Annotated in this window: 20 protein-coding genes; 5 read left to right on the top strand and 15 right to left on the bottom strand. The window is 48.1% G+C overall.

From position 1 onward, the window contains the following. Positions 1-4: 4 nt before the first annotated feature. From HC229_RS12260 to HC229_RS12210, 11 genes are all read right to left on the bottom strand, one after another. Positions 5-724: a cell division protein FtsQ/DivIB gene (locus tag HC229_RS12260; RefSeq protein WP_191020789.1), complete on the bottom strand. Its 720-nt coding sequence runs from the start codon at positions 722-724 to the stop codon at positions 5-7. Then, entirely contained in the window at positions 721-2,061 is a 1,341-nt protein-coding gene (gene murC, locus HC229_RS12255; protein WP_191020788.1) for a UDP-N-acetylmuramate--L-alanine ligase, read from the bottom strand. Before murC ends, HC229_RS12260 begins: the two co-directional genes overlap by 4 nt. 201 nt (positions 2,062-2,262) lie before the next feature. Next, positions 2,263-3,366 (bottom strand): undecaprenyldiphospho-muramoylpentapeptide beta-N-acetylglucosaminyltransferase, encoded by a 1,104-nt coding sequence (gene murG, locus HC229_RS12250; protein ID WP_191020787.1) that lies wholly within the window; start codon positions 3,364-3,366, stop codon positions 2,263-2,265. 70 nt (positions 3,367-3,436) lie between these two features. Further along, a complete protein-coding gene (locus tag HC229_RS12245; RefSeq protein WP_191020786.1) occupies positions 3,437-4,774 on the bottom strand; it encodes an FtsW/RodA/SpoVE family cell cycle protein in 1,338 nt (445 codons plus the stop codon). A gap of 118 nt (positions 4,775-4,892) precedes the next feature. Next, positions 4,893-6,227 (bottom strand): UDP-N-acetylmuramoyl-L-alanine--D-glutamate ligase, encoded by a 1,335-nt coding sequence (gene murD, locus HC229_RS12240; protein WP_191020785.1) that lies wholly within the window; start codon positions 6,225-6,227, stop codon positions 4,893-4,895. Positions 6,228-6,229: 2 nt separating this feature from the next. Beyond that, positions 6,230-7,465 (bottom strand): phospho-N-acetylmuramoyl-pentapeptide-transferase, encoded by a 1,236-nt coding sequence (mraY, locus tag HC229_RS12235; protein ID WP_191020784.1) that lies wholly within the window; start codon positions 7,463-7,465, stop codon positions 6,230-6,232. A gap of 3 nt (positions 7,466-7,468) precedes the next feature. After that, positions 7,469-8,932 (bottom strand): UDP-N-acetylmuramoyl-L-alanyl-D-glutamate--2,6-diaminopimelate ligase, encoded by a 1,464-nt coding sequence (locus HC229_RS12230; RefSeq protein WP_191020783.1) that lies wholly within the window; start codon positions 8,930-8,932, stop codon positions 7,469-7,471. Further along, positions 8,929-10,941 (bottom strand): penicillin-binding protein, encoded by a 2,013-nt coding sequence (locus HC229_RS12225; protein WP_191020782.1) that lies wholly within the window; start codon positions 10,939-10,941, stop codon positions 8,929-8,931. Before HC229_RS12225 ends, HC229_RS12230 begins: the two co-directional genes overlap by 4 nt. Next, positions 10,932-11,273 (bottom strand): FtsL-like putative cell division protein, encoded by a 342-nt coding sequence (locus tag HC229_RS12220; protein WP_191020781.1) that lies wholly within the window; start codon positions 11,271-11,273, stop codon positions 10,932-10,934. The genes HC229_RS12225 and HC229_RS12220 overlap by 10 nt, the downstream gene beginning before the upstream one ends. Further along, positions 11,270-12,184, bottom strand: coding sequence for a 16S rRNA (cytosine(1402)-N(4))-methyltransferase RsmH (gene rsmH, locus HC229_RS12215; protein ID WP_191020780.1), 915 nt, complete (start codon positions 12,182-12,184; stop codon positions 11,270-11,272). Before rsmH ends, HC229_RS12220 begins: the two co-directional genes overlap by 4 nt. Continuing rightward, entirely contained in the window at positions 12,159-12,638 is a 480-nt protein-coding gene (locus HC229_RS12210) for a division/cell wall cluster transcriptional repressor MraZ (RefSeq protein WP_191020779.1), read from the bottom strand. The genes rsmH and HC229_RS12210 overlap by 26 nt, the downstream gene beginning before the upstream one ends. Before the next feature lie 384 nt (positions 12,639-13,022). Between HC229_RS12210 and HC229_RS12205 the strand changes: the two genes are divergently transcribed. The 3 genes from HC229_RS12205 (at position 13,023) to HC229_RS12195 (ending at position 15,237) form a co-directional block, all read left to right on the top strand. Next, complete coding sequence (locus tag HC229_RS12205; RefSeq protein WP_191020778.1) at positions 13,023-13,787, top strand: alpha/beta fold hydrolase; 765 nt, start codon at positions 13,023-13,025, stop codon at positions 13,785-13,787. Between the two features lie 173 nt (positions 13,788-13,960). After that, positions 13,961-14,575 (top strand): ribosome biogenesis GTP-binding protein YihA/YsxC, encoded by a 615-nt coding sequence (gene yihA / locus HC229_RS12200; protein WP_191020777.1) that lies wholly within the window; start codon positions 13,961-13,963, stop codon positions 14,573-14,575. 59 nt (positions 14,576-14,634) lie between these two features. Further along, entirely contained in the window at positions 14,635-15,237 is a 603-nt protein-coding gene (locus HC229_RS12195) for a hypothetical protein (protein WP_191020776.1), read from the top strand. Positions 15,238-15,253: 16 nt separating this feature from the next. On the opposite strand, the gene gldC is transcribed toward HC229_RS12195, so the two are convergent. Both gldC and gldB read right to left on the bottom strand, forming a co-directional pair. Next, positions 15,254-15,592, bottom strand: a complete 339-nt coding sequence (gene gldC / locus HC229_RS12190; protein WP_191020775.1) for a gliding motility protein GldC — start codon at positions 15,590-15,592, stop codon at positions 15,254-15,256. Next, entirely contained in the window at positions 15,592-16,548 is a 957-nt protein-coding gene (gldB, locus tag HC229_RS12185; protein ID WP_191020774.1) for a gliding motility lipoprotein GldB, read from the bottom strand. The genes gldC and gldB overlap by 1 nt, the downstream gene beginning before the upstream one ends. A 62-nt stretch (positions 16,549-16,610) precedes the next feature. On the opposite strand from gldB, the gene nadE reads away from it, so the two are divergent. Next, on the top strand, positions 16,611-17,423 hold the full coding sequence (nadE, locus tag HC229_RS12180) for an NAD(+) synthase (RefSeq protein ID WP_191020773.1): 813 nt from the start codon (positions 16,611-16,613) through the stop codon (positions 17,421-17,423). Between the two features lie 75 nt (positions 17,424-17,498). Next, positions 17,499-18,128 (top strand): LuxR C-terminal-related transcriptional regulator, encoded by a 630-nt coding sequence (locus HC229_RS12175; RefSeq protein WP_191020772.1) that lies wholly within the window; start codon positions 17,499-17,501, stop codon positions 18,126-18,128. On the opposite strand, the gene dnaG is transcribed toward HC229_RS12175, so the two are convergent. Together dnaG and HC229_RS12165 are read right to left on the bottom strand one after the other, a co-directional pair. Beyond that, entirely contained in the window at positions 18,125-20,110 is a 1,986-nt protein-coding gene (gene dnaG, locus HC229_RS12170; protein ID WP_191020771.1) for a DNA primase, read from the bottom strand. The two genes, HC229_RS12175 and dnaG, sit on opposite strands and share 4 nt — an antisense overlap. Positions 20,111-20,541: 431 nt before the next feature. After that, positions 20,542-21,588, bottom strand: coding sequence for a hypothetical protein (locus HC229_RS12165; protein ID WP_191020770.1), 1,047 nt, complete (start codon positions 21,586-21,588; stop codon positions 20,542-20,544). Positions 21,589-21,606 lie beyond the last annotated feature (18 nt).

Here is a 21,606-nt window from a genome sequence, read left to right as displayed (position 1 = left end):
CGAATTATTTTGAGCAAACCACCTGTTGCGTAAAAATCAGGTTGATCCTCTTATAGTTGTTAATCGTACTGTCAAGCGCGGCTTTCTGGAAGAATGCCTTGTAATTCCTGAATTTCCTCTCTACGTGTATCGGTTTCCCGAAGTCGATCTCGTAAGCGTAATTCCTGTTCTTCATCACCAAAGCACCGTTTTCGAGCACTTTGATCCCGATGATGTTCTTCCTGAGGAAATCATCGTCGTTTATCATCCGGAAAACGTTCATGATTTCCTTGTTCTCAGGGTCGACCTTTCCCGTAACCAACGGCACTCTTGCAGTGTAAAGTTCCGAAAGCGGCATCGTCTTGCCCTTGTAATCGATATAGAAAGAACCGGTTGCACCGAAGACCCTCACGATGGGAGTTTTCTGTTTTACTTTTGCTTTCAATACGCCGTCCACACTCACGTAAACTTCTGATTCTTCAACCATTTCGTGGGCGTTGACGGTTTTTTCCAACTTGTTCAAATCTAAATTTTCTTTCCCAACGGTTTCGGAAGCCCTATTTTTTTCTATTAACAATTTATTAACCGCTTCGGGCGTCACGAACAGGTTTTCGATGCGGTCGAATTTGACCTCCGATTTTTGCAAAGCCCTGTGTTCATTGCGATTTGCGCTGAACGCGTACAAAAATCCTATCGCGATGAAAATCAGCAGTAAACGAATATTTTCCCAATTGAAACGCTTCATGACAATGCCTTTTTTATTTCCGGAACCAACTCCCCTATATCGCCTGCGCCTATCGTGACCACGACATCCGAATTACTGCTGAGGATCTCATGGATCAGGTCGTTTTTCGCCACGTGTTTTTTATTCGGATTTTCTACTTTCGAAAGCAGCCATTCCGAGGTGATGCCTTCCATCGGAAGTTCCCTTGCCGGGTAAATGTCAAGCAACAGCAAATCATCGAAATTCGACAAACTTCTCGCAAAATCGTCTGCAAAATCCTTGGTGCGGCTGAACAAATGCGGCTGGAAAACTGCGAGAATTTTTTTGTCCGGATACAATTCGCGCACCGCCTGGTGAACCGCGTCGATTTCGGTCGGATGATGGGCGTAATCGTCTATGTAGACGCGATCTGCGGTCTTGATCTGATACGAAAAGCGACGCTTGATTCCCTTGAACGAAATCAACGCTTTCCTGATTTTATCTGCCGAAACGCCGAACGTGCGCGCCATTGCCAACGCCATGAGCGCATTGCTCAAATTGTGCCAACCCGGCAGCGCAAACCGCATGTCGGGAATCGTCTCGTCCGGCGTTTGGACGTCGAATAAATATTCCCCGTTGACGATCCTGATGTTGAACGCTTTGAAATCCGCTTTGTTGTTGACTGCGACTGTTTTTCCGTCAAGCGGAAGTCCGTCGGCCACAAACAGCAGCCCTTTGTCGTCAACCTTATCTGCAAATTCACGAAATGACGCTTCAATCGTGGCCGAATCTCCGTAAATGTCGAGATGGTCGGCGTCCATCGAAGTGACGCAGGCGATATTCGGATGCAGGTGCAGGAACGAACGGTCGAATTCATCAGCTTCCACGACGGTCATTTTCGTACCGTTTCCGATAAGATTAGAGTTGTAATTCTCGACAATTCCACCCAAAAACGCGGTTACTTCAACACCCGATTCGAACAGGACGTGGCCCAAAATACTCGAGGTCGTCGTCTTGCCATGCGTACCGGCGACGGCAAAACAAAACGTGTCTTTGGTGATGATGCCTAAAACCTCTGCGCGTTTTTTCACAGTGTAGCCGTTTTCGAGGAAGTAGTTCCACTCCGCGTGCGACTTCGGCACGGCCGGCGTGATCACGACGAGTGTATTCTCCGCTTTGAAATTTTGTGGTATGTTTTGGATGTTATCCTGAAAGTGAACGCCGATTCCTTTTTGCTGCAACGCGAACGTGAGTTCGGTCGCCGTCTTGTCATAACCCATGACGTTCTTTCCCGCATATTTGAAATAGCGTGCCAGGGCGCTCATGCCAATGCCGCCGATGCCGATGAAATAGACGTTATGGATTTGGTTCAGGTTCACTTTTAATTCGTTGTTAGTTGTTAGTTGTTAGTTGTTAGTTGTTAGTTGTTAGTTGTTAGTTGATAGTTGTTCGCTAATTGTCTCATTCGTTAATTGCCCCATTCGTTAATTATCTAATTGACTAATTATCTAATTGACTAATTATCTAATTGCCTCATTCGCTAATTCGCTAATTGCCCCACTCGCTAATTATCTAATTATCTAATTATCCAATCGCCCAATCAATTTCACAATCTCCTCCACGATATCCTTTGTGGCGTTTTCCTTTGCCAGCTTACCGATGTTGTCTCCCAATTTTCGCTGAAGATTTTCGTCTGACAGCAAATTGCGGAACGTGGGCTCGAATTGCGTATCGAGTTCGATTTCACGCATCAGGATCGCGCCTTCCTTGTCGACGATGGCTTTCGCATTCTTGGTCTGGTGGTCTTCGGCTACGTTGGGTGACGGTATAAAAATCACGGGTTTGCCCACGAGGCACAACTCTGAAACCGACGACGCTCCGGCCCTCGAAATCACGATATCCGCGGCAGCGTAAGCCAGATCCATGCGATCGATGAACGACATGACCTGTACGGACGGTTTTTCGTCGAAATGCTTGTATTCGTCGAAATACAACTTGCCGCATTGCCAGATCAACTGCACGTTTTGCGAGGCGAAATTCACAAGCTCCTTGGCGATCAATTGGTTGATGCGACGCGCACCGAGGCTTCCGCCAAGCACCAAGACCGTCTTTTTATCGCGGTCGAGTTGAAAATAGTCGTAAGCTTCGCCACGCTTTCCTTTTAGATCGATCAGGTCCTGGCGCACGGGATTTCCCGTCAACGCGATTTTTTCTTTGGGAAAGAAGCGCTCAAGCCCTTCGTAAGCCGTGCAAATCTTTGCCGCTTTTCGCGACAGCATTTTATTTGTTATTCCCGGGTAGGAGTTCTGTTCCTGGACAAGTGTCGGAATTCCAGCCAAACCGGCAACCTGCAACAACGGGCCGCTTGCAAAACCACCGGTTCCGATGGCGACGTCCGGTTTGAAATCGCGAATGATGGAGCGCGCACGCAACAAACTCGAGATCAATTTTACCGGAAACATCGTATTGTCGAGTGTCAACCTGCGCTGCAAACCCGCGATCCACAAACCTTTGATCTTGTAGCCGGCCTGAGGCACTTTTTGCATTTCCATTTTGTCCTGGGCGCCCACGAATAGAAATTCCGCCTCTGGAAACCGCTGCTTCAATTCATTGGCAATCGCGATCGCCGGGTAGATATGTCCACCGGTGCCGCCTCCGCTTAATATGAATCTGGGTTTTTTCAATGTTGATTTGTTTATATGTTTATTTGAGGATCGTTCATTTGCTCATTCGCTAATTCGCTAATTCGCTAATTCACTTCCCTCTCACGGCATCCATCGGATTCGTGTTGTCTTCGATCGAAAAGTCTATCCCGTTCGCCAATGCGATAGCGCGTTCCTTCATCATTTTTTCGGCTTCCTCTTCTCGTGCGATCTGGGCATCGATCATCCTGCGCAAGGCCTCCTCCCGTTTTTCCTTATCGTCGATTTCCTGTGCGATTTCTTCTTCTTTTTTGGTCACGCCGATAATGATCCCGAGCGAAATGCACGTCATCCAGATCGACGAACCTCCGCTTGAAATCAGCGGAAGCGTTTGTCCCGTCACCGGAAGCAAATTCACCGCCACGGCCATGTTGATCATCGCCTGGAACACTATCGGAAATCCTAATCCGACGACGACGAGCTTGCCGAAAACGGTTGGTGCTTTGTGAGCGGCGACGATGAATCGGAAAAACAAAAGCAGGTACATTACCATGACGCCTATGCCGCCTATCAATCCCCATTCTTCTACGATGATTGCGTAAATGAAATCGGATGACGATTGCGGGAGAAAGTTTTTCTGTACGCTTTTTCCCGGGCCGAGGCCGTATAATTGACCCGATGCGATGGCGGTTTTGGCCAGGTCAGTTTGATAATGCTCATCTGAAGTATCGCGATCTTCGGTTCGCTGCCCAAAACTTTCGATACGGCTTTCCCACGTATGGACGCGATTGAAGAATTTCGCATCGGGAAACGCATGGGCCAAAGCGACGAAAATCACCAGCGCGCCAATTCCGGCTCCGATGATGATCCCGATATAGCGCAACGGATATTGTCCGATGAAAACCAGCATGACGACCATAGAGAACATTAGCGCAGCGGTCGAGAAATTCGCCGGCAACACCAATCCGATGGTCACAAAAACCGGCAGCCACAATTCAAAGAACGATTGCTTGAACGTGAGGGGCGCCTCGCGCTTTTTTGACAGATAACGCGCGACGAAAACCATCATTGCCAACGACGCCAATGTCGAGGTCTGGAATCCGATCCCGATAAACGGAATTTGTATCCAGCGCGCGGCGTTTGCCCCGGCGATTACCGTTCCCTTGACCAAAGTGTAAAGCAACAACGCCCAAACGATGGGCATGGCGATCATCGAAATTCCCTTGAAATAATGATACGGCACCTTGTGCACCCAATAGATCATCAAAAACCCGATGAAGATGTGCAACGCGTGTTTTACGAGAAAACTAACCGTGTTCCCCGTGCCAGATCCGACGTACGCCAAATTCGAGCTCGCGCTGAACACGGGCATGAACGAAAACAGCGCCAAAAGCGCGATGAACGCCCAGATGACCTTGTCTCCTTTTAAGCTGTATAGTAGATCTTTCACTTTTGATTTTGTTATTTTATTTGTTTAAAGTTTAATGTTTAAGGTTCCCTTCTAAGATCGACTCGTTATCTGTCTCCGACCAACTTTAAACCTTAAACTTTAAACCTTGAACCTGTAACTACAGATTCTGAACTGCATTTTTAAACTGCTTCCCGCGATCTTCGTAATTCTCGAATAAATCGAAACTCGCACAGGCCGGTGACAGCAATACGATCTCTCCTCTCTCGGCAAGTTTTTGGGAAGTGCGGACGGCATCGGTCATGTTGTCGACCTCTACCATCATGTCTACCACGTTACCAAAGGCGTCGATGATCTTGCGGTTATCGACACCCAGGCAAACGATGGCTTTGACCTTTTCGCGAACCAATGGCATAAGTTCCGAATAGTCATTTCCTTTATCGACGCCACCTACGATCCAAACCGTTTGGGCTGTCATCGAATCCAGCGCATAAAACGTAGCATTCACGTTCGTCGCTTTGGAATCGTTGATGTATTGGACGTTCCCGATCTTGAGCACTTTCTCGAGACGGTGCTCGACACCTTGAAAATTCGTCAGGCTTTCGCGAATCGTCGCTTTGCGGATCTGCATCAGCTTGGCAACCGAAGCCGCCGCCATGGCGTTCTTCAGGTTGTGCTTGCCCTCGAGGGAAATTTCTCCCGTTTCGATGATGAATTCTTCTTCGTTGATGTTGATCTCCATTTTGTTGTCTTTTAGGTAGGCGCCTTTCCTGAGCGTTTGGGTTAATGAGAAAGGAATCAGTTGTGCTTTTGTCTTATTGTTTTCGAGCCAGTTTACGATGGCTTCGTCGTCTGCGTCATAAATCAGGTAATCGTCTTTGGTCTGGTTCATCGTAATCCTGAACTTGGCCTCGATGTACTTCTCGTATTTGTAATCGTAACGGTCCAGATGGTCGGGACTGATGTTCGTGATTACCGCGATATGAGGCGCGTATTTGATGATTCCGTCGAGCTGGAAACTCGACAACTCGAGTACGTAACAATCGAAGTTGTCTTCGGCGACCTGCCAGGCGAAACTCTTTCCGATGTTGCCTCCGATGCCGGCGTTTAATCCACCGCTTTTGAGCAACCAGTGCGTGAGCATCGTGGTGGTGGTCTTGCCGTTGCTTCCGGTTATCCCGATGGTTTTGCCTTTGGCGTATTTCGAAGCGAACTCGATTTCCGAAATCACCGGAATGTCCTTTTTCCGAAGCTTCTTCACGATGTCGGCCTTATCCGGGATCCCCGGGCTTTTCATCACGATGTCGGCGTTGAGGACTTTGTCTTCGGTGTGTCCGCCGTCTTCGAACTTGATGCCGTTGAGTAAAAGAACTTCTTTGTAATTGTTTTTGATCTTCCCAAAATCCGACAGGAACACTTCATATCCCTGTTTTTTCCCGAGGATCGCCGTCCCGACGCCGCTTTCGCCTCCGCCTAAAATCACGAGTCGCTTCATTTCTATCGGAGTTTAAGCGTTACGATGGCCAAAATGGCGAGCAGGATCCCTGAAATCCAAAAACGGGTCACGATCTTGCTTTCGTGGTAGCCTTTTTTCTGGTAGTGATGGTGAAGCGGCGACATCAGGAACACCCGTCGGCCTTCGCCATATCGCTTTTTGGTCCATTTGAAATAACTGACCTGTATCACCACGGAAGCGTTTTCGATCAGGAAAATTCCGCAAATGAGTGGAATCATCAGTTCCTTGCGGACGGCAATCGCCAAAACCGCGATGATGCCGCCAATGGTCAGACTTCCGGTATCGCCCATGAACACGGCCGCCGGATACGAATTGTACCACAAAAATCCGATGAGCGCGCCCACAAAAGCCGCGATATAAACCGTCATCTCACCCGAATTCGGGATGTACATGATGTTGAGATAATTCGAGAAAATGATGTTTCCCGAAACGAACGTGAAAATCCCGAGCGCAAGCACCGAGATCGCCGAGGTCCCGGCCGCCAGTCCGTCGATGCCGTCGGTGAGGTTGGCCCCATTGGAAACCGCGGTGATGATAAAAATCACAACCGGAATGAAAATCAGCCACGCCCAATCCTTATAGTCGTCTCCCATCCATTTCAAGGCTTCGGCATAATCGAGTTCGTTGTTCTTGAAAAACGGTATCGTCGTAGTCGTCGATTTTTCTTCTACCGGCGCAGGATAAATCGTGGTTTCCATCGTGTTCTGGGTAGAAAAAACATCAGTGTATTGCGTGTCGGTGCGCACCGTGACCTCGGGATTGAAATAAAGCGTGCATCCGACGATCAGTCCCAATCCGACCTGGCCGATGACCTTGAAAATCCCTTTTAGCCCGGCTTTGTCTTTTTTGAAGATTTTGATGTAATCGTCAATGAATCCGATCGTGCCCATCCACAGCGTGGTCGTGATGAGCAAAATGATATAGATGTTGTTGAGCTTGGCGAGCAACAAAACCGGGATCAATGTCGAAATGATGATGATGAGACCGCCCATCGTAGGCGTTCCCGCTTTTTGCGTCTGCCCTTCCAAGCCAAGTTCACGCACGGTTTCCCCAACTTGCTGATTGCGCAAAAAGTTGATGATTTTTTTTCCGTAAATCGTCGAAATCAGCAAAGACAGCAACACCGCCAATCCCGACCGGAACGTGATGTACTGGAACACGCCCGTTCCCGGAATGTTCATCGACTTGTCAAAATATTCGAACAGATAGTACAGCATTGCTTATTTATTGAATTGGTCCAACAGTTCTTTTACGATCGCCATATCGTCGAAATCGTAGCGCACTCCTTTGATTTCCTGGTAGGTTTCATGTCCTTTTCCCGCAATGAGGATGATGTCGTTCGGCCCGGCCAACTGGCACGCCATCTTGATCGCTTGCTTGCGGTCGACGACAGCGACGGTCTTTTTATAGTTTTGCGGCTGCACGCCTTTTTCCATTTCGGAAATGATGTCCTGCGGATCCTCGCTTCTCGGATTGTCCGACGTCAGGATTACCTTGTCACTAAGCGTCGAGGCGATATCGGCCATGATCGGACGCTTGGTCTTGTCGCGATCGCCTCCACAGCCTACAACCGTGATCAATTGCTCGTTTTTGGTGCGGATATCGTTGATCGTTTTCAACACGTTCTCCAAAGCGTCCGGCGTATGTGCATAATCGACGATGGCCGTTATTTTTTGATCGGAAACGATAAACTGGAACCGTCCCGAAACGCTTTCCAGCTCCGAAAGCAAACGCAACACCTCAAGCGACTCAAGCCCGAGGTTGACGGCCGTTCCGTAAATCGCAAGCAAATTATAAGCGTTGAACGTCCCGATCAGCCTTACCCAGACTTCACTTTCGTTGATCTTGAGCAGCAACCCGGACAATTGGTTCTCCAAAATCTGGGCGCGATAATCGGCATACGATTTCAACGCATAGGTCAACTTTTGCGCAATCGTGTTCTGCAACATCACCAGGCCGTTCTTGTCGTCGAGGTTGGTGAGCGCGAAGGCTTGTCTCGGCAAATGGTCGAAAAACGACTTTTTCACGTCGCGATATTCCGCGAATGTGTCGTGATAATCCAGATGGTCGTGCGATAGATTCGTGAATACGCCTCCCGCGAAAAGCAACCCTTCGGTGCGTTTTTGGTGGATGCCGTGGGACGAAACTTCCATAAAGCAAAAGTCGACGCCGGCCTCGACCATCTCGCGCAGGTATTTGTTTATCGTCAGCGAATCGGGCGTCGTATGCGTCGCCTTGTGCTCCACCTCGTCTACCATGATTTTTACCGTCGATATCAAACCTGATTTATAACCCGCTTTCTTGAAAAGTTGGTACAAAAGCGAGGCGATCGTCGTCTTGCCGTTCGTTCCCGTGATTCCCGTCAGTTTGAGGCTTTGGGATGGATTTCCGTAGAAATTCGCCCCCAGGAACGCGAGCGCCTTATTGGTATCTTTGACCTGGATGTAAGTGATTCCGGTAACGATGATGTCCGGGAAACTATCGCAGACGATCGCCGTAGCGCCCTGGTTGATCGCTTTCTCGATGAAGTCGTGACCGTCTGAAACGCTTCCGCGGATGGCTACGAATACATCATCATCCCCGATTTTGCGCGAATCAAAGTCGATGTTGCGCACGGCAATGTCGGTCGAACCTTTGACGGCTTCGATCGATACCTTGTACAATAAATCCTTCAGTTGAGTCATGACAATTCAAGTGTGATTACGTCGTTCTCCCCAAAGCGTTGCCCCGGTTGGATCGATTGCTTTTTTACTTTTCCGATGCCGATCACCTTAACCTTTACGCCAAGGTTGCCGAGCAATGCCACGGCGTCCATTCCAGGCATTCCTTTGACGTTCGGAATCGTTTTTTCCTTGACCTTTTGGGTCTGTGTATAATAATCGTTGTAATTGATTTCCTGTTTTTTGCTCTTGCGCTCGAGGTTTTTCACTTCGTTCGTAGACGGGGCGTCAGTGTAAATTTTCTGGGCAATGCGCTTGAACACAGGCCCGGCAACATCAGCTCCGTAATAGTTGTTGCGCGAAGTGTTCGGTTCGTGCACGACGACGATCACGGAATATTTCGGATTGTCTGCCGGGAAATATCCGACAAACGAGGAGACGTAGTGCTTTTCGACTCCGTCGCGACGGTTGTAATTCGCCTGGGCGGTTCCTGTTTTGCCCGCCATCGGAAAGTTTTTGGAATACAATTTTTTCCCTGTTCCGTTCTTGACGACATTTTCAAGGCAGGCCTGCAATTTCTTGACGGTCGCCTCTGAACAGATTTGCGGATTGATCACCTGTTTGTCGAACTTCTTGATCGTTTTGTTCCACTCGCGGATTTCCGAAACAAATTGCGGCTTGACCATTTCGCCGTTGTTGGCCACGGCATTGTAATAGGTCAGCGTTTGCAAAGGCGTGATCGAGACACCGTACCCGAACGCCATCCACGGAAGTGCCAAATGGCTCCAGTTGCGTCCGCCTCGGACAGGGATGAACGGCTGGCCTTCTCCTTCGAAAGGCAATCCGAGTTTTTTGTCGAGCCCGTAATCCTGGAGGTGTTGTACGAATTGCATCGGGTCGTTTTTGTAGGCATCGTAAACCGCCTGGACCAAAACCGTATTCGACGATACTTCAAAGGCGCGCCCGAGCGAAATCTTGCCGTAACCGCCTTCGTGTGAATCGCGGACGTGTTTGCCCCGAATCGTAAAATCGCCACCACGGCTGTCGTAAATGTCGCTGGTGTCTGCTTTCTTATCTTCAAACAACGCCATGAGATCGGCGAGTTTGTACGTCGAACCCGGCTCGTGCGATTCAGAAATGGCATAATTGACGCGCTCGTAATACGTACTGTCTTCTTTTTTATTGCGGCCAAGGTTGGCGATCGCTTTGACGTAACCTGTTTTGGTTTCCATGACCACGACACAGCCGTGATCGGCGTCATAGTCGCGCAGCTGCTTGAGCAACGCATGGTGGGCGATATCCTGGATGTAGACGTCTATCGTCGAGATGATGTCGTAACCGTCAATCGGGTCGACCTCATTCACGTCGCGGATCGGCTTCCATTGCCCTTTCGCTATCTTTTGCTTGAGAATGCGGCCGTCTTTCCCATCGAGGTATTTTTTGTACGCACCTTCGATTCCTTTGGCGTAGTGCTTGCCGTCTGCGCGGATTTCGTCGTAACCGATAGTGCGCTTGGCAATCATGCCTATCGGATGTTCGCGAACCGTGTATTGCTCGGTGATGATGCCGCCTTTGAATGCACCTTTGTTGAACAGCGGGAACGATTTGATGCGGACGTATTCCGTATAACTCAGTCCTTTCGTGATCAGGTAATAGCGATTTCTGGTATTTCTCGCTTTGGTCAGACCGGCATAGAAATACGACTTCGGCTTTCCTAAAAGCACCGACAACGAATCCGCCAAAGCGCCTACATTTTTGGAAAAATCTTCCTGTTTCGGGGCAACGGCATCGAACCGGATGTCGTAATTGGGAATCGAGGTAGCGAGCAAACTTCCATCGGCAGAATAGACGTTGCCTTTATTGGCCGGAATCACGAAATTCTTTACTGTGCGCTCCTTTGCCAACTTGCGGTAATAGTCGCCTTCCACCCACTGGATGTTGCACAACTTCACCGTAATGGCCACCGCTATGATGAAAATCATAAAAGCGAACAGATAGATGCGGTACGATATGTTCTTTTCTTCTACTGCCATATTTTCGCGAAAAATCCTTTTTCTTCTGGCTTTTTGACTTTTATTTTTTGTGGCGGAACCGGCGATGGCACTATGCCTCTTTCGAGCATTTTATCGGAAACCGTAGATTCCATCTTGAGCTGCATCAATTCCGATCGTCGATCTACAAATTCCGACCTCAACTCTTTCACCTCATTGTTGAGCGCCACGATCTTGAACACTTTTTGTTCGTAACTCTGGGTGTTCGCAATCATGATGATGGCCAAAACGATCAAAAACACGATGAAGCGCCAGTTTTTGGTTGCGTCCTCGTTGATCAGGAATCTCGCCTTGAGTATGCTGTATACGTTCATGGCTGGATTTTTTCGGCTATGCGCAGTTTGGCGCTGCGTGCGCGGTTGTTTTCACGGATTTCGGCTTCGTCGGGAACGATGAGTTTGCCGATCGTTTTGAACGGAACCGAGAAATTCCCGAACATATCGCGCTCGGGCTCTCCTTCGAACATTCCATTTTTCATGAAGCGCTTTACCAGGCGGTCTTCGAGAGAGTGATACGAGATCACGCTCAGGCGGCCGCCCGGTTTCAGGATTTCAAGCGATTGCTCGATGAATTCCTTGAGCACGTCCATTTCCTGGTTGACTTCTATCCGGATCGCCTGATAGATTTGGGCCAGGATCTTGTTACTTTTATGTGCGGGCAAAAAGCGGTTGAGAACTTTCTTGAGTTGTTCGGTGTCCCGGATTTGTGAAACTTCACGGGATTCGATGATGGTGCGTGCGATCACGGGAGCGTTTTTCAGTTCGCCATAATCGAGGAACACCCGACGAAGGTTCGCCTCGTCATAGAAATTGACGACTTTGAACGCATCGAGTTCGTCTTTTTGGTTCATGCGCATGTCGAGAGCGCCCTCAAACCGTGTCGAAAAACCGCGCTCAGGCACGTCGAATTGGTGGGATGAAACGCCAAGGTCAGCGAGGATGCCATCAACTTGCTTTACGTTGTGGAAGCGCAGGAAACGTTTGATGAATCGGAAGTTCTCGTTTATGAGCGTGAACCTTTCGTCTTCGATCGCATTTTCCAAAGCGTCGGTGTCCTGGTCGAAGGCAAACAGTTTGCCGTTCGGCCCGAGTCGTTTCATGATTTCGCGCGAGTGTCCGCCACCGCCAAAGGTGACGTCAACGTAAATTCCGTCAGGCTTGATATCAAGGCCATCGACAGTCTCTTTCAGCAATACGGGATTATGATATTCCATTGTCGCCCTCATTTAAATTCCCCATTACATCTTCGGCCAGGTCGGCAAAATCGATTTCACTGTTGTCAAGCGACTTTTCATACAAATCCTTGTCCCATATCTCGACGATGTTCACCGCAGACGACAAGACGATGTCGCTTTTCGGCTTGATCTGGGCGAACTGCTGCAAATCTTTGGAGATCAAAAGTCTTCCCGCCGCATCGATTTCGACCAATTTCACGCCCGCCGTAAAGCGTCGGATGAAATCGTTGTTCTTTTTCACGAAGCGGTTGAGCTTGTTGATCTTGGCCATCATGGCATTCCACTCGCTCATCGGATACAATTCGAGGCACGGCTGAAAAACCGAACGCTTCAAGACAAAACCGTCCTGAAGCGACGCAGCCATCTGCTTCTTCAAAGGCGCCGGCAATGTGAGCCTGCCTTTGTCGTCTGCCTTGCATTCGTATGTTCCTATTATTGCCTCCAACTGCAGTTTTGGATTTGATTGTGACAAAAATATAACAAAATTTCCCACATTTTTCCATTTCCACCCACTTGTTGATAAGTTTTACCATTTGTTCACCCACCCAAATGGTTCAGCATCACAATAATTCAACGTCGATTGTTTAACGAATTCTTATAATTTTAGAGGTTTTTGGAAAATAATTTTGGGCTTGCGTCAAATCTCATTTTGAATTTTACGGATTTTAGAATTTGCGTACGATATCCGCGTGCAATCGAAACCATTTCAAAATGTTGATAATTGACTGATTGCCACACATCTGAAATACCGCATGCCGAATCAGCAAAAAATCAATTGCCTAATACCAAAACTGCTATCTTTGCAGCGACCTGAACAATACTCGCATTAATGGATAACGATCTTATCAAAGAAGGCAAATACAAATACACCGAGAGCGGTGAGGGCACGCCTATCATCGTGCTTCACGGCCTCATGGGAGGTTTGAGCAATTTCAGCGGTGTTTTCGACTATTTTTCGCAGCATGGCTACAAGGTCATCATCCCGGAACTGCCGCTCTATACCCAAAGCATCCTCAAGACCAATGTCAAGGCTTTTGCGCGTTGGGTCAAGGATTTTATCACGTACAAAGGTTTTGACCGCGTGATTTTGCTTGGAAATTCGCTTGGGGGACACATTGCTTTGTACCACGCGAAAATGTATCCGGAGAAAATGCTGGGATTGATCCTTACCGGAAGCTCCGGGCTTTACGAAAGCGCCATGGGTGACAGTTACCCAAGACGTGGCGACCGCGAATACATTCAGAAAAAAGCGGAAGAGGTTTTTTACGACCCGAAGATCGCTACGCCGGAATTGGTCGAAGAAGTCTACCAGGTTGCCAACGACCGCATCAAACTCATCAAGACCTTAACGATCGCCAAGAGCGCCATACGGCATAACATGGGAAAAGATTTGCCGAAAATGCACATCCATACCTGTTTGATATGGGGCGCCAACGATAAAGTCACGCCTCCTGAAGTCGCCGAGGAATTCCACCAGCTTTTACCGCATTCGGATTTGTACTGGATCGACAACTGCGGACACGCCGCGATGATGGAGCATCCCGAGGAATTCAACCGCGTTATGCACGATTGGTTGAGGAAACAGAATCTCTAATTAGCGAATGAAATCAATTAGCGAATTAGCGAATGAGAAAAATTAGTGAACTCGCACTCATTCCAATATCGACCATTCATTGCCGATGATTTGACATTTTTCCATTTGCAAATTATGTATCCGATCATTGCCATTCGCTAATTCGCTAATTTACTAATTCGCTAATTAAACCCATGAAAATCAACACCGCCGAATTCGTCATCAGCAATTCCGATCCGAAAAAATGCCCGAACGAGCCAATTCCGGAATATGCGTTCATCGGTCGTTCCAACGTGGGAAAATCGTCTTTGATCAACATGCTGACGAATCATAAGAATCTCGCCAAAACATCTGGAAAGCCGGGAAAAACCCAGCTGATCAACCACTTTAAAATCAACCAGAATTGGTTTCTCGTCGATTTGCCGGGTTACGGATATGCCAAAGTTTCCAAATCTGTAAAGGCGACGTTCCAGAAATTCATTACCGAGTATTTTGAAAAACGGGAAAACCTGACGTGTGCGTTCGTTTTGGTGGATATTCGGCACGAAGCCCAAAAAATCGACATTGAATTCATCAATTACCTTGGCACGATCGAGGTTCCGTTTTGCATTGTGTTCACTAAAGCAGATAAAATCGGGAAGGTAAAAGCCGACCAAGCAGTCGCAGCTTATCGAAAAGCGCTGCTATCGAACAATTGGGAAGAAATGCCCAAACATTTTGTGACTTCGTCGGAAGATGCGAGAGGCAAGGAAGAGTTATTGACCTTTATCGACGATGTAAACAAGCAGGTATTCAACCAAGGATTTTAATGCTTGTTCGCAAATCATCGATATCCCTTATGTTTTCCGATTGCAAACAAACCGCCACAATGATCAAAAAAATTGCATTGCTCTTAAGCATTTGCGCGTTATCCTCATGCAATGTCGCTGAGTATAAACTCGGACGTGACACCCGATTCGAACAACTGAATTTCTCGAACGGAAAATGGCTGCTGGGATTTGTCGAAGGTCCTGCTTTAATAAAGTCCGATATTACTGAAAAGGCTAAAAATGACCTTTCCGGACTATCCAATGGCCGAATCGACTATCTCGGCGACGTTCGGCTACTCATATCCGAAAAAACGCCGATGAATCCGACCAAAATCCAAATGAAAGCACTTCGCGACGGAACCGGATACGACTATTTCATCAATCTCCATTGCGTCAGCAGCCGATGGGTCAACGAACGTGATTTTACGACGCAATACGGAAACTATATCGCGATGAACACTGCATTCGCTCACGTAATATGCGAGGTTTACGACCTGAAGAACCAGAAAATCATCTATCAGCAGAGTTGCTCAGGGCGGCTTAGCGAAGACGAAAGCTTAACTTTAAAGCCAAGTTCGACGGTTCTGTTAAGTGCCTACCGGAAAATAATCAAGGACATGGAGAACGTTCTGAAAAGGCGCCGTAAGTCACAAGCGATTTAAGATATAACGCTCGTTTTTATTTTTTGACCAAATCCATCTTTTCCGCAAAGTATTCGCAGAAATCGCGCATCGAATCGGCCATTTTTTCGTCGTCGGTGGCGCGTTGGAACGTGTCCGACAGTGCCACGAGCGTTTGATGGAAGAATTTCTTCATCTCATCCACGGGCATGTCTTTCGTCCATAGATCGATGCGCAGCGTTTCCTGCGACTTGTGATCCCAAATCGACAACAGCATCGCCTTGGCACGCTCGTTCACGACGCCTCCGTCCTGGGCGGACCAATACATTTTTTCCGGAACGTGGTTTTCGTCTGTGGCAATCGTGATTTTTATTTCGGAATTTTTAAGCTTACTCATTATTTCTTGGGTTTGTATTTGGACTTTTCGAAGATGGTGCGGGCATCGGTCTTGAGCATGTCGGCCAACGCGACTTCGTTATTCTCCATATAAGATTTGACGATTTGCCATCCTATGTATTGACCGACGCGACCCGGGCTTTCATTGTCGATTTCGAGATAAAACTTTGAAAACGGAGCTTGGGCCAGGAATCGTTCAAACAGTTTTTGGTCGGTATCGTACAACACTTTACTTTCGATGAAATACGACCATATATAACCCTCGTTTTCTTCGCACCATGCATATTGCCCAGGCAAATAGCCAATTTTATCGGCACCGGCCTCATTCGGCAGGAAAAGGTCCTTCAGATACAATTGTTTTCCGAAATAGAGCATCTGCCCCAAAAAAGTATTGTCAGGCGGACGTATCTTGTATTGCGACCAGGCCGACACTATATCCGGCAAAATCTGGCTTTGTTCAAAATTCTGACGGATGTATTCCGGAAATTCGCCCGTGTAGAATTTATGGTTCTTACCGAGATAAAGCTCGAGCGAAACAATCAGCGTATCTTTGGCAAACAGCACTTTATTGCCATGATCCATCGTTCCGACGACGGTGTAGACGACAGGAGTTTTCGCCTGGGGAAAGTAATATTTAATGTGTCGGAACAAATCCTCGATCTTCTGGCGTTCTCCGCTGAAATCCGAATATTTCTTATCGACTTCCGTATAAACATCGCGCCACAACGGATCCTTAAGCCTTTCGATATAAGGTGCGTTTGACGAATCGGGAAAGAAGAACGGATACTCGTACCGAAGATCCTGCATCGTTTCGGGCGACGCTTCAAAAAAGGCCTTATCGAACCGGTGCACCTGCATGTTTACAGGTATTTCTTCGACCTCTTTTTCGATTTTGGATTTTTTGTCGCACGAGGCAAGTATGACAATTAAACCCAAAAATGTAAGCAGATTCCTCATTTGTTGATTAAATTAGCGTGATAAAATCCGGCTGCAAATATACCGTAAAAAACCTCAGCAACATGTCCAAAAAAAGCGCGATACGACCTGCAGAAACTGTCGAACACATTGTAAAATGGCTAAAAACGTATGCCGAAAACGCAAAAGTCAATGGTTTTGTTGTCGGTATCTCCGGCGGAATCGATTCGGCCGTAACCTCCGCACTTTGCGCGAGAACCGGATTTTCGACGTTATGCGTGGAAATGCCGATCCATCAGCCGCCTCATCATGTAACGCGCGCCCAGGAGCACATCGATCGGTTGACGAGCGAATTTCCGAACGTCTCGTCGGCCCGAACGGATCTCACTCCTGTTTTCGAAACGTTCAAGGCCGCATTTCCCAACGCCGACGACAACGGCAATTTGTTCCTTACCCTGGCCAATACCCGCGCCCGCCTGCGCATGACGACATTGTATTATCACGCCGGGCTCAACGGGCTCCTGGTCGCGGGAACGGGAAATAAAGTGGAAGATTTTGGTGTAGGCTTTTTTACAAAATACGGAGACGGAGGCGTCGATGTCAGCCCGATTGCAGATTTGATGAAGTCCGATGTTTACGCGCTTGCGGAATATCTTGGCGTTCCCGAATCTATCCAGGTGGCAGCTCCCGCCGACGGTTTGTTCGTCGACGACCGCACGGACGAAGACCAGTTAGGCGCGACCTATGACGAATTGGAATGGGCGATGCGGGAGTTTGAGCAAAATAAGACATCTGATGACTTCTCAGGACGCGAAAAAGAGGTGTTCCAAATCTTCGAAAGTCGCAACCGGGCGAACCTTCACAAGATGATTCCGATTCCCGTTTGTGAAATTCCTTCAAATCTGAAATTAAATTAACATAATTTTATAAGACAATTCATTTTTTTTCTAATTTTGAATGCCCCATTGTTTTAACCCATTAAACCCAACAGTATGATAAATGTTTGTTTAGCCGACAATTTTCCGGTGGTCCACTTTGGGGTAAAGTCTTATTTCAAAGACCATCCCGAGATTCACGTGGTCTCCAACGTAGGGAACTTTTTCATGATCCCCGAAGCGTTGCGCAACAAGCAAATCGACATCCTGATCCTGGATCTTGAACTCGACGGACTCACCAGTATTTACGAAGTCAAAGCCATCATAAAGAATCATCCGCAAACCAAAATCATCATATTCACGAGCCTTTCGGAACAGATCTACGCGCCAAACGCCATCAAGTCCGGCGTTTCCGGTTTCGTTCACAAATCCGCAAAGCTGGAAACCTTGGGGATAACGATTCAAAAAGTACACAACGGCACGATCATGCTTAGCGATACCATCAAGAAAAATCTTGCGCTCATCGCCAAGCAGAACAAAAGCGAACGTTTGTACCGCAAGCTGTCGAACCGTGAAATTGAGGTGCTGCGCTATTTAAGCGACGGAAAGAAAAACAATGAAATTTCAAAAATCCTGAACCTCAACGAAAAGACCGTGAGCACGTACAAACTGCGACTGCTGACGAAACTCAACGTGACCAATTTGGTCGATCTTGTCAATAAAGCGAAAACCCTCGAAATCGTCTAACTATAGCGCGTCATTACTCTTCCTAATTTTTTCGAGAACGATCCGATGAGCGCGTAGTAATCCATAGCCATGGACAATACTTCGGAATTGTCCGCATCGGTTTCGCGCGACAATTCGTTTTTGAGGTCGTTGATGATACGGTCTACCAGGAACCATCGCAATGTCAGAATGGTTTCGGATACATATTGCGCGATCGACTGGTCTTTAAGCTTTACCACGATGTTCTGGGATTCCCAGTTGTGGAGCTGCTCGCGTTCGTCCACCATCAGGATGTCGGTGACTTCCGGGGCGAATTCGGGCGGCAGTTGCGCCATATATTGATCGACAACGAACTCCTCGTTGTGTTGGCAGTACGCCATGAGGTTGTCAAAAATACCTTTAAACAAAGGATTCGCGAGTTCGGTTTCGTCTTCCTGCAAGCTTAGAAAGATGCGGTCAAGGACTTTTGCTTCGCGCTTAATTCCGATTTCTTTGATCTCGCCTTCTTCGTTCGTTTCAAAGACGACGTCGTCAAATTCCTCAACTTTGTGGCCGTAAAGCAACAGGATTTCCAGGATTTTGCGTTCGAGTTCGTATAGCACGTCGACTTTTTGCTGAACTTCTTCGGAATCAGGCCGAACCACTTCAAACGCTTTGTCTTTTTGTTCCGCTTTTAATTTTTTGCCGGCATCGTCTATATCTTTTTGCACGAGTTGCGCGAGCGTGCTTATCAAGACCTGTTCGGAAATATCCATGATGCGCGAGCATTCCTGAATGTAGATCTCGCGTTGGATGCGATCCGGAATTTTCGAAATGCTCGTGACCATGTCCCGGATCAGGCCCGCTTTCTTTACCGGGTCGTTTTGCGCCTCGTCTACAAGCAAGCCGGCTTTGAACTGTATGAAATCCTTGGCGTTGTTCTCAAGGTAATCGACAAGTTCGCCGTGTGGCGTTTTTCGCGCAAAACTATCGGGATCGTCTCCTTCGGGAAACGTACAAACCTTGACGTTCATGCCCTCCTCAAGAATCAGGTCGATGCCTCGGATGGAAGCGCGGAGGCCGGCGGCGTCACCGTCAAAAAGCACCGTGATGTTTTTCGTAAGGCGACTGATGAGCCTGATCTGATCTGGAGTCAATGCCGTTCCTGAAGAGGACACCACATTTTCGATTCCGGCCTGGTGCAATTGAATGACGTCCGTGTATCCTTCGACGAGATAACAATTGTCGAGCTTCGCGATGGCTTGCTTGGCCTGGAAAATACCGTAAAGCACCTTGCTTTTGTGATAGATTTCGCTTTCGGGCGAATTCAGGTATTTGGCGACTTTTTTGTCGTTTGTGAGAATCCGTCCGCCAAAACCGAGCACGCGACCCGACATGCTTTGGATCGGAAACATCACGCGATGGCGAAATCGGTCTACGGTACGACCGTCTTCGCGCACGATCGTAAGCCCGGTGCTTCCGAGAAATTGCAGTTTGTAACCTTTCCCGAGCGCTTCTTTTGAGAACGCATCCCAGATTTCAGGCGAATAACCTAGCGCGAATTTCTCGATCGTTTCGCGTTTAAAACCGCGTTCCTTGAAATAGCTCAACCCTATCGCTCTCCCTTCTTCGGAATTGAGCAAAATGTCGTGAAAATACTTTTGGGCGTATTCGGATACGAGAAACATGCTTTCCCGGTTGTCGAGGGCCGCCTTTTCTTCATCGGTTTTGAGCGTTTCCTCAATTTCGATGTTGTACTTTTTGGCGAGGTAGCGGATGGCTTCCGGATATGTGAAATGTTCGTGTTCCATCAAAAAAGCCACGACGTTTCCTCCTTTTCCCGACGAAAAATCCTTCCAGATTTGTTTGACGGGCGAGACCATGAACGAAGGAGAGCGCTCGTTCGAAAATGGGCTCAAACCTTTCAAATTCGATCCTGCGCGCTTGAGCTGGACGAAATCGCCGATCACCTCCTCGAGGCGGGCGGTTTCGAAAACAGTGTCGATGGTGGCTTTTGAAATCATTCAGCGGGAAGTCAACTGTCGAAAGGCAACGACAAATGAGAGGCGAAAGATACGAAAGGATGTTGATTTGTCATTTGTTCATTTGCGGAATCGCAAGCGCGTGACCCAAAAGTGACACTTTCATCCAGTGTCCACGATTGGACGCAACGATGAACAGCGACGTCGATTGGAGTTGTCGTTTGGATTTGGTTTCGGACTCGACGATTAGCCCCGATGGCAGCGGATAGCCCGCAGCGCGAAAAGCCTGATTTTTGCGCCTCCGGACCGGCGACCGGCGGAAGCCGAGGCCGGGGCGACAAAAAACCGCTTTTGGCGAGAGGACTATGAGCGAACAGCGGGATCCGCTCCCAACCTCAAACTTCAAACCTCAACAAAAAAAACGCCTCGGTTTCCCAAAGCGTTTCCACCTTTTATAACTAACTAACCAAATTTTAATTGAGATCGAGTCGCACTCCGAATGAAATGTTGTGCTGGTCGACTTCGTTGTCTTCGAATACCGGATTGAGGTCGTATTTGCAATACAAGCTTACCGCCTGGTAGCCCACGTAAGCGCTCACACCGTACACGAAATCATTGACATTGTAATCGCCGACGGTTTTTTGCGTGACCTCGTTATTGTTCGTGTCTTCGTATTCTAGTACGCGCTTCGACCGGACGTTTGCCCCAACGAATCCGCCGATTCCGACCCTGAAACCTTGATGCGAAAAGAATCTTCCGTATTTGTCCCTGCCTGAAAAATCGAATTCCAAATGTACCGGGGCAACCAGGTTTACGTTGCGGAATCGCGAATCGCCCAAATTCACCGGGCTTTCGACCAGCACGGTTTGGTCGCCGTCTTCTTCATAATAGCGGTTGTCAGTAGGCCGGACGGTATTCCACTGCATCGAAAGCCCGTATTTCAAATGAAGCAGGTTGTGATTTTTAAGCAGTCTAGAATTCCACGACAAACCAAGTTCATAAAAATGGGATCCCCAAACGCGGTAGTCGGAATGAGCCATCGCACCATCGGTGAGGAAATGGTTAAGTCCAAAGGCGAAAACCAACTGGGACGTGGTGCGCTGCTCGCCTTTCATGGTGTCCTTTGGCTGGCTGCTGTCCTCGAGTTTGAAACCTCTGGTGGAAGCCGTAAACTTAAATCGGCGCGTGGAGTCGCGCTCGGTTATCTTGCCATCGACTTTTTCCTGGACGAGCTTTTTAAGTTCTTCTTGGGCGGCGGCGGTTCGCCTTTCGATGTTGGCCGCGCGGGTTTCGGCAAATTCGATTTTCTTTTGGTCTGCGACGTCCTGGGACATCTGGCCCGACTGCAATTGTTTGTTGACGGCGTCGACTTCGAGTTTCAGGGCTTCTTTTTCTTCTTTGGTGATAACCGAAATCTTGTCGCTGATGATCTTGATGCGATCTTCGAAGGTTTGCTGGGCAACCGCTTTGCCTACAAAAAGGCATAGCAAAGCCGATACGTAAAAAATAACGTTTCTCATGGTGTTCGATTTAATTGA

This window comes from Flavobacterium selenitireducens, from assembly GCF_014748335.1.
Taxonomy (GTDB): domain Bacteria; phylum Bacteroidota; class Bacteroidia; order Flavobacteriales; family Flavobacteriaceae; genus Flavobacterium; species Flavobacterium selenitireducens.
This window is presented reverse-complemented; position numbering and strand designations above follow the sequence as displayed.

Bases quoted from the DNA above. Each gene is read 5' to 3' on its own strand.
- HC229_RS12220 (WP_191020781.1), bottom strand. From the start codon at position 11,273: ATGAACGTATACAGCATACTCAAGGCGAGATTCCTGATCAACGAGGAC.
- yihA (WP_191020777.1), top strand. From the start codon at position 13,961: ATGAAAATCAACACCGCCGAATTCGTCATCAGCAATTCCGATCCGAAA.
- dnaG (WP_191020771.1), bottom strand. From the start codon at position 20,110: ATGATTTCAAAAGCCACCATCGACACTGTTTTCGAAACCGCCCGCCTC.
- rsmH (WP_191020780.1), bottom strand. From the start codon at position 12,184: ATGAGGGCGACAATGGAATATCATAATCCCGTATTGCTGAAAGAGACT.
- HC229_RS12195 (WP_191020776.1), top strand. From the start codon at position 14,635: ATGATCAAAAAAATTGCATTGCTCTTAAGCATTTGCGCGTTATCCTCA.
- HC229_RS12260 (WP_191020789.1), bottom strand. From the start codon at position 724: ATGAAGCGTTTCAATTGGGAAAATATTCGTTTACTGCTGATTTTCATC.
- gldB (WP_191020774.1), bottom strand. From the start codon at position 16,548: ATGAGGAATCTGCTTACATTTTTGGGTTTAATTGTCATACTTGCCTCG.
- nadE (WP_191020773.1), top strand. From the start codon at position 16,611: ATGTCCAAAAAAAGCGCGATACGACCTGCAGAAACTGTCGAACACATT.
- HC229_RS12165 (WP_191020770.1), bottom strand. From the start codon at position 21,588: ATGAGAAACGTTATTTTTTACGTATCGGCTTTGCTATGCCTTTTTGTA.
- HC229_RS12205 (WP_191020778.1), top strand. From the start codon at position 13,023: ATGGATAACGATCTTATCAAAGAAGGCAAATACAAATACACCGAGAGC.
- HC229_RS12225 (WP_191020782.1), bottom strand. From the start codon at position 10,941: ATGGCAGTAGAAGAAAAGAACATATCGTACCGCATCTATCTGTTCGCT.
- gldC (WP_191020775.1), bottom strand. From the start codon at position 15,592: ATGAGTAAGCTTAAAAATTCCGAAATAAAAATCACGATTGCCACAGAC.
- murD (WP_191020785.1), bottom strand. From the start codon at position 6,227: ATGAAGCGACTCGTGATTTTAGGCGGAGGCGAAAGCGGCGTCGGGACG.
- HC229_RS12230 (WP_191020783.1), bottom strand. From the start codon at position 8,932: ATGACTCAACTGAAGGATTTATTGTACAAGGTATCGATCGAAGCCGTC.
- HC229_RS12175 (WP_191020772.1), top strand. From the start codon at position 17,499: ATGATAAATGTTTGTTTAGCCGACAATTTTCCGGTGGTCCACTTTGGG.
- mraY (WP_191020784.1), bottom strand. From the start codon at position 7,465: ATGCTGTACTATCTGTTCGAATATTTTGACAAGTCGATGAACATTCCG.